The organism is Streptomyces abikoensis, from assembly GCF_014648775.1.
Taxonomy (GTDB): Bacteria; Actinomycetota; Actinomycetes; order Streptomycetales; family Streptomycetaceae; genus Streptomyces; species Streptomyces abikoensis.
In genome coordinates this window covers 1281795-1294489 of record NZ_BMRT01000001.1, presented here as the reverse complement: position 1 = coordinate 1294489, position 12695 = coordinate 1281795, and the positions used below count along the sequence as shown (strand labels likewise).

The window sequence follows — 12695 nt, the reverse complement described above, 5'->3', positions numbered from 1 at the left end:
CGGGCGGCCGTGGCCGTGGCGGACCCGGGGGAGAGCGGCACACCAGCACGCCGCGGGGGATTCCTTCCGGAGCGCACCCAGCACCAAGCTTCAACTGACCCGCGGTGTCGGGCCCTTCGGCGGTGGCGAATTCGCAAGGGGAGACCGGTGCACCGCCTGAGTCCTGGAGAAGGCGAGGACTTGAGCATGGGAACCACCCCGGAATTCGGCCGGCGCGACCTGATCAAACGAGCCGCGGCGATAGGCCTGATCGCGGTGCCCACGATGAGCGTGCTGAGCGCCTGCGCCAGCGGCGACAGCGGCGGCGGAAACCAGGTCGACAAGGGCGAGAAGAGCACCAAGAACCCGCTCGCGGTCAATGAGGGCGCCGCCCTGGACGTCGTCATCTTCGACGGCGGCTTCGGCCAGCAGTACGCCAAGGACGCCGAGGCCGAATACCAGAAGGCCTTCCCCAAGGCCCAGGTCAAGCACTCCGCCACCCAGGAGATCCAGACCCAGCTCCAGCCCCGGTTCAACGGCGGCACCCCGCCGGACCTCATCGACAACTCCGGTGCCAAACAAATGGACATGGGCACCCTCGTCGCCAAGAAACAGCTGACCGACCTCAACGCCCTGCTGGACGCGCCCTCCTACGACGACCCGTCGAAGAAGGTCCGCGACACCCTGCGCCCCGGTGTCGTGGAAATGGGGCGGTTCGACAGCGATGAGACCTGGGTCCTGTACTACGCCTACACGGTCTACGGCGTCTGGTACTCGAAGACGAACCTGGCGAAGCTCGACGCCCAATACCCCGAGACCTGGGACGACATGCTCAAGGTCTGCGAGGCGGCGAAGAAGAAGGGCATCGCCGGCTGGACGTACGCGGGCAAGTACCCGTACTACCTGCCCTTCAGCCTCTACCCGTTCATCGCCAAGATCGGCGGTGTCGAGGTGCTGAAGAGAATCGACAACCTGGAGCCCAACGCCTGGAAGGACCCGGCCGTCAAGGCCGCCTTCGAGGCCTACTACGAGCTCTACAAGAAGGGCTACATCCTCCAGGGCACCCCGGGCCTGACCCACATCGAGTCGCAGACGGCGTGGAACGAGGGGAAGGCACTGTTCCTCCCCAACGGCTCCTGGGTCGAGAACGAGTCCAAGAAGACCACCCCCGCCGATTTCCAGATGTCGGTCGGCGCGCCCTCCAGCCTCGACAAGAACGACAAGCTGCCGTTCGGCACCCTGTGGGCCTCCGGTGGCGAGCCCTTCATCGTGCCGAAGAACGCCAGGAACCCGCAGGGCGGCATGGAACTGCTGCGCCTGATGCTGGGCAAGAAGTCCTCCCAGAACTTCATCAAGTCCGTCTCCTCCCTCACCTCCCTCAACGGCGGCACCGAGGGCCTGACCCTCCCGCCGGGTCTCGCCTCCTCCCAGGAAGCGCTCACCAAGGCCGGGAAGAACGTGGTCAACCCGCGCCTCGGCGACTGGTACGTGGCCCTCCAGAAGGAGAAGATCGGTGTGGGGGCGCTCGGCGAGATGATGGCCGGCCGGCTGACGCCCGACGAGGCGATCACCAAGATCCAGCGCTTCGCCGACGAGACCGCCAAGGACGACTCCGTCAAGAAGTACAAGCACAAGTGAGCGGCGGCCATGCAGCACGGTAAGTACCGCTTCATCGCGGGATTCCTGATCCTGCCCCTGGCGCTCTACGGCGTCTTCGTCATCTCGCCGTTCGTCCAGGCCATCTACTACTCCTTCACGGACTGGACCGGGCTGAGCTCCGACTTCCGGATGACCGGGCTCAAGAACTACCAACGGCTCTGGAACGACGACGTGTTCTGGAAGGCCGTTTGGCACAACGTCCTGCTGCTGCTCGTGCTCCCGGTGGTGACCCTCGGGCTCGGGCTGTTCTTCGCCTTCATGCTCAACGTCGGCGGCCGGCGCAGGAAGAACGCGGCGGTCGCCGGGGTGCGCGGCTCGGGTCTTTACAAGGTCGTCTACTTCTTTCCCCAGGTGCTGTCGATCGCCATCGTCGCCCTGCTGTTCCAGTTCGCCTACAACCCCAACAGCGGCGCCCTGAACTCCTTTCTGAGCGCCGTCGGCCTGGACTCCGTACGGCCGGAATGGCTGGGCGACCCCCGGCTCGCGCTGTGGTGCGTGACGGCGGTGATGGTGTGGAGCAACGTCGGTTTCTACGTGGTGCTGTTCTCGGCGGGCATGAGCGCCATTCCCCGGGACTTCTACGAGGCCGCCCTGCTCGACGGCGCCAATCGCCTGCAGACCTTCTTCCGGGTCACGCTTCCGCTGCTCTGGGACACCGTGCAGACCGGCTGGGTCTACATGGGCATCATGGCGCTCGACTCGTTCGCCGTCGTACAGATCATGACCGTGGGGCCGGGCGGACCGGACTACTCCACGGAAGTGCTCTCCTTCTACCTCTACACCAAGGCGTTCCGTGACGGGCAGGCCGGCTACGCCACTTCGCTCGGTGTCGCCCTGCTCATCGTCACCATGATCTTCGCGGGCGTCGTGCTGAAGCTCGGCCGGCGCGAAAGGCTGGAGTACTGATGGCCGTGACGGCGGAACCCACCGGGGGGAGCGGCGCCGCGACACCGGACGCCGGGAAGGCCGCCCGCCCCGGGACGCCCCGGGAGAGCATGGGCCGCGAGGGCGGCGTCCTCAACGTCTTCTCCCACGGTGTGCTCTTCATCTGGGGCCTGATGGTCACCCTGCCCCTGCTGTGGGCGGTGATGAGCGCCTTCAAGACCGACAAGGAGATCTTCACCTCGCCCTGGGCGCTGCCGCACGGGCTGCACTTCGACGCCTGGAGCCGGGCCTGGTCCCAGGCGCACATGAGCGAGTACTTCCTCAATTCCGTGATCGTCGTGGCCGGTTCGCTCACCGGCACCATGCTGCTCGGGTCGATGGCCGCCTATGTCCTGGCCCGCTTCGAATTCCCCGGCAACCGCTTCATCTACTTCCTCTTCGTCGGCGGGATGAGCTTCCCGGTCATCCTGGCGCTCGTGCCGCTGTTCTTCGTCATGAAGAACATGCAACTGCTCGACACCTACCACGGGCTGATCCTGGTCTACATCGCCTATTCGCTGCCGTTCACCATCTTCTTCCTCAGCGGCTTCTTCCGGACCCTGCCGACCTCCGTCGCCGAGGCGGCGCTGATCGACGGGGCCTCGCACACCCGGACCTTCTTCCAGGTGATGCTGCCCATGGCCAAGCCCGGCCTGATCAGCGTCGGCATCTTCAATTTCCTGGGCCAGTGGAACCAGTACCTCCTGCCCACGGTGCTCAACGTGGGGGACGAGGACAAGAAGCTGCTGCCCCAGGGGCTGGTCGCCCTCGCGGTCAGCCAGGGGTACAAGGGCGACTGGTCGGGGCTCTTCGCGGGCCTGGTCATGGCGATGCTGCCGGTGCTGGCCGCGTACGTCGTCTTCCAGCGGCAGGTCCAGGCGGGGCTGACGGCCGGGGCCCTGAAATAGCCGCCCTGAAGTGACCGACCGCCCCGGAGCGCTCCCGGGCCGGGTGGCGGGGTGGCCGGAAATGGCCTCCCGGGCCGCCCGGCCCTTACGCTGTGGCGTCGGACCCTTGACGGGACGGAAGCCTGACGGCTGAGCTTAGGGTTCATATGTTGTAGGGATGGCCGGGCTCCAGAGCCGCAGTCCGGCCTCGGGTCGGCGGTCGGGCCGTCCCGGTGAGGCGGGAGTGGATGGGCGTGGAGACTCCGGGGTCGCAGTCGTCGCTGCACCGGGCCAACCTGGAGCGGGTCGTACGCGCGGTGCGCATGGCGGGCTCGCTCACCCAGGCGGAGATCGCCCGGACCACCGGGCTGTCGGCCGCCACCGTCTCCAACATCGTCCGGGAGCTGAAGGACGGCGGGACGGTCGAGGTGACCCCCACCTCCTCCGGCGGCCGGCGCGCCCGCAGCGTCTCCCTCTCCGGTGACGCCGGGATCGTCGTGGGCGTGGACTTCGGCCATACCCACCTGCGGGTGGCCGTCGGCAACCTCGCCCACCAGGTGCTGGCCGAGGACGCCGAGCCGCTCGATGTGGACGCCTCCGCCGAGGAGGGCCTGCGGCGGGCCGAATCCCTCGTCCGGACGCTGATCACCAAGGCCGGGATCGACCCGCGCAAGATCATCGGGGTGGGCCTGGGCGTCCCCGGCCCGATCGACGTGGAGTCCGGCGTGCTGGGCTCGACCGCGATCCTGCCCGGCTGGGCCGGCACCAACCCCCGCGACGACCTCGCCGCCCGCCTCGGCGTCCCCGTCCACGTCGACAACGACGCCAACCTCGGCGCCCTCGGCGAACTGGTGTGGGGCGCGGGCCGGGGCGCCACGGACCTGGCGTACATCAAGGTCGCCAGCGGAGTGGGCGCGGGCCTGGTGATCAACGGGAAGATCTACCGGGGCCCGGGCGGCACGGCCGGCGAGATCGGCCACATCACCCTGGACGAGTCCGGCCCGGTCTGCCGCTGCGGCAATCGCGGCTGCCTGGAGACCTTCACCGCCGCCCGCTACATCCTGCCGCTGCTCCACTCGGCCCACGGCACCGATCTGACCGTGCCGCGCGTGGTGGAGCTCGCCCGCGAGGGCGACCCGGGCTGCCGCCGGGTGATCTCCGACGTCGGCCGGTACATCGGCAGCGGCGTGGCCAACCTCTGCAACCTCCTCAACCCCAGCCGGGTCGTCCTCGGCGGCGACCTCGCCGACTCGGGCGAGCTGGTGCTCGCGCCCATCCGCGAGTCCGTCTCGCGCTACGCGATCCCCAGCGCCGCCCGCCGGCTGGAGGTCGTGCCGGGGGCGCTGGGCGGCCGCTCCGAGGTGCTGGGCGCCCTGGCGCTCGTCCTCAGCGAGATGGGCGACTCGACCCTGCTGGACGAGGCCCGGCCGCCGCGTTCCGCGATACCGGCCTGACGGTCCTTCCGGAGATCGCGCGCGGTTTCCCTACCGTTTTCGCCTGCTTCGAAAAAGACACGCCGACGCCGGGTGTGTCACCTCTTGAGTTCACATAGATAACGAATGGCATCGTTGCCATCTCGTTAAGAATTTACTTCTTGACGCTTTCAAGGCGGCCGAGTTGACTTCACGCCACCTCGGCCGCAACGACGCGGCCTCGTCAGGGAGGTTTGGCAAGTGAACGTTCATCTGCGTCGTGCGGCCGTCGCCGCGGCCGCCGTGTCGATGGCCGCCGGTCTGGCGGCCTGTGGCAGCGCCAAGGAAGCGGGCGGCGGGACCGCCGCCAAGAAGGACAAGAAGGGCCCGCTGACCATCGGGCTGCTGCTGCCGGAGAACCAGACCGCCCGCTACGAGCGGTTCGACCGGCCGCTGATCGAGAAGAAGATCAAGGAATTGGCGGGCGCTGACACCGTCGTCGTCTACGACAACGCCAAGCAGGACGCCTCCGTCCAGCAGCAGCAGGTCGACACCATGATCACCAAAAAGGTCGACGCGCTGATCGTCGACGCGGTGGACGCCAAGTCGATAGCGAGCTCGGTCAAGAAGGCCACCGACAAGGGCATTCCCGTCGTCGCCTACGACCGTCTGGCCGAGGGCCCGGTCAAGGCCTACACCTCCGTCGACAACGAGCGCGTGGGCAAGATCCAGGGCGAGTCCCTGCTCAAGGAGCTCGGCGACAACGCCTCCAAGGGCGAGATCGTGATGATGAACGGCGCGATCACCGACCCCAACGCCAAGATGTACAAGGACGGCGCCCACTCCGTCCTCGACGGCAAGGTCAAGATCGGAAAGGAGTACGACACCAAGGAGTGGAAGCCGGAGAACGCCAACGAGAACATGAAGGGCGCCATCTCCTCCCTCGGCAAGGACAACATCGTCGGCGTCTACTCCGCCAACGACGGCATGGCCGGCGGCATCATCACGGCCCTGCGCAGCGCCGGCTTCGACAAGCTCCCGCCGGTCACCGGCCAGGACGCCGAGCTCTCGGCCGTCCAGCGGATCCTCGCGGACGAGCAGTTCATGAGCGTCTACAAGCCCTACAAGCCCGAGGCCGACGCGGCCGCCGAGCTGGCCGTGGCCCTCGCCCAGGGCAAGGACCTCGCCGCCGTCGCCAAGACCACCGTCGACAGCGGCACCCAGAAGAAGATCCCCGCCGTCATCGTCACCCCCTTCGCGCTCACCAAGGCGGACATCGGGAAGTACGTCGGCCAGGAGGGCTTCTTCACCAAGACCGAGATCTGCACCGACAAGTTCCAGGCGCAGTGCGACGCGGCCGGACTGAAGTAAGGAGATGACGCACATGTCCGCACCGCCCGTGCTGGCGCTGCGCGGGATCTCCAAGCGCTTCGGGGCCGTCCAGGCGCTCACCGATGTGGAACTGGAGATCCACGCCGGTGAGGTGGTCGCCCTCGTCGGCGACAACGGCGCCGGCAAGTCCACCCTGGTCAAGACCATCGCGGGCGTCGGCCCGGCCGACGACGGCGTCATCGAGTGGGAGGGCCGGCCCGTCACCGTGGACCGGCCGCACACCGCCCAGGAACTGGGCATCGCGACCGTCTACCAGGACCTCGCCCTCTGCGACAACCTCGACGTCGTCGGCAACCTCTTCCTCGGCCGGGAGATCGCCCGCGCCGGGGTGCTGGACGAGGTCGAGATGGAACGCCGCTCCCGGGAGCTCCTCGCCACCCTGTCCATCCGCATCCCCAGCGTCCGGATCCCCATCGCCTCGCTCTCGGGCGGGCAGCGGCAGACCGTCGCCATCGCCCGCTCACTGCTGGGCGAGCCCAAGGTCGTCATCCTCGACGAGCCCACCGCCGCCCTCGGTGTGGAGCAGACCGCCCAGGTCCTCGACCTGGTCGAGCGGCTGCGCGAGCGCGGCCTGGGCGTGATCCTCATCAGCCACAACATGGCGGACGTGAAGGCCGTCGCCGACCGCGTCGCGGTGCTGCGTCTCGGCCGCAACAACGGCACCTTCGAGGTGCGGTCCACCTCCCAGGAGGAGATCATCTCGGCCATCACCGGCGCGACCGACAACGCTGTCACCCGTCGCAGGGCCCGCACAGCAGGGGAGGGCGCGCCGTGACCGCCGATCTGTCCAAGCAGGAGCCGGTGGACACCCCGCCGCCCGCCGGGGCCGCGGCCCCGCCCGTCGACCCCCGGCTGCTGGTCCGCGAGGAGGGCTTCGCCGGTTACTGGAGCGAATTCCGCCGGAAGCTGCGCAGCGGCGAGCTGGGCTCGCTGCCCGTGGTGGTCGGGCTGATCATCATCGCCCTGGTCTTCCAGCTGCGGGATTCGGCCTTCCTGGGCGCCGAGAACCTCTCCAACCTGTTCGTCACCGCCGCGGGCACCGGCCTGATCGCGGTCGGCATCGTCTTCGTGCTGATCCTCGGCGAGATCGACCTGTCGGTGGGCTCGGTCAGCGGCCTGTCCGCCGCGGTCTTCGCGGTGCTCAACGTCCACCACGGCATGCCCGAGTGGCTCGCCCTGGTGCTCGCCCTGGTCACCGGCGCCCTCGCCGGGGTGCTCCACGGCTACTTCTTCGCCCGGATCGGCGTGCCCGCCTTCGTCGTCACCCTGGCCGGCCTGCTCGGCTGGAACGGGCTGATGCTGCAGGTGCTCGGCTCCAACGGCACCATCAACCTCGACGACTCCGGACTGGTCGCCGGGCTGACCAACCACTATTTCGCCGACGTCTCCGCCGCCTACGGGCTGGCCACGCTCGGTGTGGCGGTGTTCTTCCTGGCCTCCTGGCGCGACAGCAAGCGGCGCGAGGCGGCCGGCGTGCCCAGCCGCCCGCTCAGCGAGATCGTGCTGCGCACGGCCGTCCTCGCGGTGCCCGCCTACGCGGTGGCCTGGCTCCTCAACCAGTACAAGGGCCTGCCGCTGGCCCTGGTGATCTTCCTCGGGGTGGTGGTCGCGCTGGACTTCGTGCTGCGCCGCACCTCCTACGGGCGCAAGGTCTTCGCCCTCGGCGGCAGCGTCGAGGCGGCGCGCAGGGCCGGTGTGAACGTCGCCGCCGTACGGATCTCGGTCTTCGCGCTCTCCGGCACGATGGCGGCGCTCGGCGGCATGTTCCTGGCCTCCCAGATCAACGCCGCCAACCAGTCCTCCGGCGCCGGCAGCCTGCTGATGAACGCCATCGCGGCGGCCGTCATCGGCGGCACCAGCCTCTTCGGCGGCCGGGGCTCGACCTGGTCGGCGCTGCTGGGCGTCCTGGTGATCCAGTCCATCGCCTCGGGCATGGCCCTGCTGGGCATCGCCTCGGCGGTCCAGTACATGATCACGGGCGCGGTGCTGCTGGCCGCCGTGGTGATCGACTCCCTCTCCCGCCGGACCCAGAAGACGGCCGGCCGGGTATAGCGGACGGACCCGTGCGCACGGGTCGAGGGGCCCGGACCGGATGGCCGGTCCGGGCCCCTCGCCGTGCGCGTCCGTCCGGCCTTTCATAGGCTGTGTGATCTCGCTCCGCCGAACGCGTGAGATAGCTCGCATCACCCGATCACCACCGTTGTGAGCGGACCAGGGGCGGAACATTAGACTCGACGGACCGGCGAGCTCGACAAGGCTCGACAGCTCGAACAAGGAGGCACGGGTGGCGCTGCTGACCCGCATCAGGGAACCGCGCGATCTGGACCGGCTCACCCCGGAGCAGCTCGACCGGCTGGCCGCGGAGATCCGCACCTTCCTCGTCGACGCCGTCTCCAAGACCGGCGGGCACCTCGGGCCCAACCTCGGCGTGGTCGAGCTGACCATCGCCATGCACCGGGTCTTCGACTCGCCCAGGGACAAGATCCTCTTCGACACGGGGCACCAGGCGTACGTCCACAAGCTGCTCACCGGCCGCCAGGACTTCTCCAAGCTGCGCGCCAAGGACGGCCTGTCCGGCTACCCCTCGCGCGCCGAGTCCGAGCACGACGTGATCGAGAACAGCCACGCCTCGACGGTCCTCGGCTGGGCCGACGGCCTCGCCAAGGCCAACCAGGTCCTCGGCAAGAAGGACCACGTCGTCGCCGTCATCGGCGACGGCGCCCTCACCGGCGGCATGGCCTGGGAGGCGCTGAACAACATCGCCGTCGCCAAGGACCGCCCGCTCGTCATCGTCGTCAACGACAACGAGCGCTCCTACGAGCCCACCATCGGCGGCCTCGCCAACCACCTGGCCACCCTGCGCACCACCGACGGCTACGAGCGCTTCCTCGCCCGCGGCAAGGACCTGCTGGAGCGCACCCCCGTCGTCGGCAAGCCCCTCTACGAGACGCTCCACGGCGCCAAGAAGGGCCTGAAGGACTTCATCGCCCCGCAGGGCATGTTCGAGGACCTCGGCCTGAAGTACGTCGGCCCGATCGACGGCCACGACATCGAGGCCCTGGAGTCCGCGCTCCAGCGCGCCAAGCGCTTCGGCGGCCCCGTCCTCGTGCACTGCCTCACCCAGAAGGGCCGCGGCTACAAGCACGCCGAGCAGAACGAGGCGGACCGCTTCCACGGCATCGGTGCCATCCACCCCGACACCGGCCTGCCCGTCTCCTCCGGCGGCGCCAGCTGGACCTCCGTCTTCGCGGACGAGATGGTCAAGCTCGGCCAGGAGCGGGAGGACATCGTGGCCATCACCGCCGCGATGATGCAGCCCGTCGGCCTCGGCAAGTTCGCCAAGGCCTTCCCCGAGCGCGTCTACGACGTCGGCATCGCCGAGCAGCACGCCGCCACCTCCGCGGCGGGCCTGGCCACCGGCGGCCTCCACCCGGTCTTCGCCGTCTACGCCACCTTCCTCAACCGCGCCTTCGACCAGGTCCTGATGGACGTCGCCCTCCACAAGTGCGGCGTGACGTTCGTCCTGGACCGGGCCGGCGTCACCGGCGACGACGGCGCCTCCCACAACGGCATGTGGGACATGTCGATCCTCCAGGTCGTCCCCGGGCTGCGGATCGCCGCCCCGCGCGACGCCGACCAGGTCCGTGCCCAGCTGCGCGAGGCCGTCGAGGTCAAGGACGCCCCCACCGTCGTCCGCTACTCCAAGGGCACCGTCGGCCCGGCCGTCGAGGCCGTCTGCCGCATCGGCGGCATGGACGTGCTGCGCCGCCCCGCCGACGCCACCGAGAAGCCGGACGTCCTCCTCGTCTCCGTCGGCGCGCTCGCCCCGATGTGCCTGGAGATCGCCGACCTCCTCGACAAGCAGGGCATCTCCACCACCGTCGTCGACCCGCGCTGGGTCAAGCCCGTCGACGAGGCCCTGCCGGGCCTGGCCGCCGAGCACCGCGTCGTCGTCACCGTCGAGGACAACGGCCGCGTCGGCGGCGTCGGCTCGGCGGTCGCGCAGGCGCTGCGCGACGCCGGCGTGGACCTGCCGCTGCGCGACTTCGGCATCCCGCCGCGCTTCCTCGACCACGCCTCCCGCAAGGAGGTCATGGCGGAGATCGGGCTCACCGCGCCCGATATCGCCCGCCAGGTCACCGGCCTCGTCGCCAAGCTCGACGGGCGCCTCGAAGGTGCCGACGAGACCATGGAGGCCGCGGAGGCGGTGAAGGCCGCCGACGCCACCGAGACCGCCGAGGCCGTCCGCGACTGACGGGACCGTCACCGAGCCGAAGGGCCGGCCGCACCACCCTCACGGGTGGTCCGGTCGGCCCTTCCGCATGGATGCGCCTGTCCTCCATCGGGTGAATCCTGGGGGTGGGTGGCTGTGGCCGCCCGTGTCACACCCCGATCATCGCGGACACTCGCCCAGTTCGGGCAGGGCGAGCGACGCCGAGCAGGTGGAGGTGAGCCGATGAGCGCAGAGCGGCCCGTCCGGAGCGACCGCGGCAGAAGCGGGATGTTCCGGACCAAGACGGTGGAGCAGTCCATCCAGGACACGGAGGAGCCGGAACACAGCCTCCGGAGGGACCTGTCGGCCCTCGACCTCACCGTGTTCGGCGTCGGCGTCGTCATCGGCACCGGCATCTTCGTCCTCACCGGGAAGGTCGCCAAGGAGAACGCCGGGCCCGCCGTGGCCCTCGCCTTCGTCCTCGCCGGCATCGTCTGCGGGCTCGCGGCGCTGTGCTATGCCGAGTTCGCCTCCACCGTGCCGGTGGCCGGGTCCGCGTACACCTTCTCGTACGCCACGCTCGGCGAGCTCCCCGCGTGGATCATCGGCTGGGACCTGATCCTGGAGCTGGCGCTGGGCTGCGCCGTGGTGGCCGTCGGCTGGTCCGGCTACATCCAGTCGCTGCTGGCCAACGCCGGCTGGCATCTGCCGGGGCCGCTGACCGGCGCCCATGGCGGCACCTTCGGCTTCGACCTCCTCGCCGCCGTCCTCGTCCTGGTGCTGACGGCCATTCTGGTCGCCGGGATGAAGCTGTCCTCGCGGGTGACGGCGATCGTGGTCGGCGTGAAGGTGACCGTGGTGCTCATCGTCATCATCGTGGGCGCCTTCTTCATCAGCGGTTCCAACTACCAGCCCTTCATCCCGCCGTCGAAGGGCACCACGGGCGGCAACGGGCTCGCCGCCCCGCTCGTCCAGCTGATGTTCGGCTTCACCCCGTCCAACTTCGGCGTCATGGGCATCTTCTCGGCCGCCGCCGTGGTGTTCTTCGCCTTCATCGGCTTCGACATCGTGGCCACCGCCGCCGAGGAGACCCGCAACCCCCAGCGCGACCTGCCGCGCGGCATCCTCGGCTCCCTCCTCATCTGCACCGTGCTCTATGTGGCCGTGTCCATCGTCGTCACCGGCATGCAGAAGTACGACAAACTGTCCACGAAGGCGCCGCTCGCCGACGCCTTCAAGGACGCCGGGCACCCCTTCTGGGCCGGGCTGATCAGCTTCGGCGCGGCCGTCGGCCTCACCTCCGTCTGCATGATCCTGCTCCTCGGGCAGAGCCGGGTGTTCTTCGCCATGAGCCGCGACGGGCTCCTGCCCCGCTTCTTCTCGACCGTCCACCCGCGCTTCGGCACGCCCTACCGCTCCACGATCCTCCTGGGCGTCGTCGTCGCGGTCGTCGCGGGCTTCACCTCGATCGACGTCCTCGCCGAACTCGTCAACATCGGCACGCTGTTCGCCTTCGTCGTCGTCGCGCTGGGCGTCGTCGTCCTGCGCCGCACCCGACCCGACCTGCCGCGCGCCTTCCGCACCCCGTTCGTGCCCTACGTGCCCGTGCTGTCGGTGGTCGCGTCGCTGTGGCTGATGCTCAACCTGCCGGCGGAGACGTGGGTGCGGTTCGCCGTGTGGATGGTCATCGGCGTCGTCGTCTACTTCGTCTACGGGAGGAGGACGAGCCGGGTGAGCCAGGCGCAGCGGAGCGGGCCGCCCACGGTCTGACCAGGGCCCGTCGCCGAGCCGGGGGCCGCGGACTACGGGCGCACCGCCCGCGGCCCCACCACCTCGGCGCCCAGCGCCCGCACCCGCTCGCGCAGTTCCCGGTCCGCCGTGACGACCACACAGCGCCGCCCCGGCGCCCGCGCGGCGACCAGCTCCACGATCCGGTCGTCCCCGCTGCCGTTGGCCGCCTCGACGGCCACCCCGGGCACCGGCGCGGTGCCGCGCGCGGCGCCCTCCACCACCAGCACGATCTGTGGAGGGGCCGGTGGCGGAGGCTCCACGGCCCCTTCCGGCAGCCCCTCCCGCGCGTATTCCGCCAGCAGGTCCCGCAGCCGCTCGGCCGCCCCGCGCCGGTCGCGCCACCAGCCGTCCGGCACCGAACCGACGACGTTGGCGGCGTCCACGACAAGAAGAGCGGAATCAGGGGTTTCGGGGTTTTCCGGGGCCCGTGCGGTCATG

General features: G+C 69.6%; 10 protein-coding genes. 9 read left to right on the top strand and 1 reads right to left on the bottom strand.

The window, feature by feature from the left end; translation table 11 throughout:
- The first annotated feature begins 186 nt into the window (after positions 1 to 186).
- The 9 genes from ngcE to IE096_RS05580 all read left to right on the top strand — a co-directional run bounded on the left by ngcE (position 187) and on the right by IE096_RS05580 (position 12236).
- Positions 187 to 1617, top strand: a complete 1431-nt coding sequence (gene ngcE / locus IE096_RS05620; RefSeq protein ID WP_189448915.1) for an N-acetylglucosamine/diacetylchitobiose ABC transporter substrate-binding protein — start codon at positions 187 to 189, stop codon at positions 1615 to 1617.
- A gap of 9 nt (positions 1618 to 1626) precedes the next feature.
- Entirely contained in the window at positions 1627 to 2544 is a 918-nt protein-coding gene (locus IE096_RS05615; RefSeq protein ID WP_189448913.1) for a carbohydrate ABC transporter permease, read from the top strand.
- Positions 2544 to 3470 (top strand): carbohydrate ABC transporter permease, encoded by a 927-nt coding sequence (locus IE096_RS05610; RefSeq protein ID WP_189448911.1) that lies wholly within the window; start codon positions 2544 to 2546, stop codon positions 3468 to 3470. The genes IE096_RS05615 and IE096_RS05610 overlap by 1 nt, the downstream gene beginning before the upstream one ends.
- Positions 3471 to 3703: 233 nt before the next feature.
- A complete protein-coding gene (locus tag IE096_RS05605) occupies positions 3704 to 4903 on the top strand; it encodes an ROK family transcriptional regulator (RefSeq protein ID WP_189449655.1) in 1200 nt (399 codons plus the stop codon).
- Between the two features lie 219 nt (positions 4904 to 5122).
- Entirely contained in the window at positions 5123 to 6232 is a 1110-nt protein-coding gene (locus tag IE096_RS05600; RefSeq protein WP_189448910.1) for a substrate-binding domain-containing protein, read from the top strand.
- 4 nt (positions 6233 to 6236) lie between these two features.
- Positions 6237 to 7028, top strand: coding sequence for an ATP-binding cassette domain-containing protein (locus IE096_RS05595; protein ID WP_189448909.1), 792 nt, complete (start codon positions 6237 to 6239; stop codon positions 7026 to 7028).
- Positions 7025 to 8305, top strand: coding sequence for a sugar ABC transporter permease (locus IE096_RS05590; RefSeq protein ID WP_189448908.1), 1281 nt, complete (start codon positions 7025 to 7027; stop codon positions 8303 to 8305). Before IE096_RS05595 ends, IE096_RS05590 begins: the two co-directional genes overlap by 4 nt.
- A gap of 232 nt (positions 8306 to 8537) precedes the next feature.
- Positions 8538 to 10508 (top strand): 1-deoxy-D-xylulose-5-phosphate synthase, encoded by a 1971-nt coding sequence (gene dxs, locus IE096_RS05585; RefSeq protein WP_189448907.1) that lies wholly within the window; start codon positions 8538 to 8540, stop codon positions 10506 to 10508.
- 201 nt (positions 10509 to 10709) lie between these two features.
- Positions 10710 to 12236 carry an amino acid permease gene (locus IE096_RS05580; RefSeq protein WP_189448905.1) on the top strand — a complete coding sequence of 509 codons (1527 nt, stop codon included), beginning with the start codon at positions 10710 to 10712 and terminating at the stop codon, positions 12234 to 12236.
- A 32-nt stretch (positions 12237 to 12268) separates the two neighbouring features.
- Here the strand turns inward: IE096_RS05580 and IE096_RS05575 are convergent, their stop codons facing one another.
- A complete protein-coding gene (locus IE096_RS05575) occupies positions 12269 to 12694 on the bottom strand; it encodes a PIN domain-containing protein (RefSeq protein ID WP_189448903.1) in 426 nt (141 codons plus the stop codon).
- Position 12695: the final 1 nt, after the last annotated feature.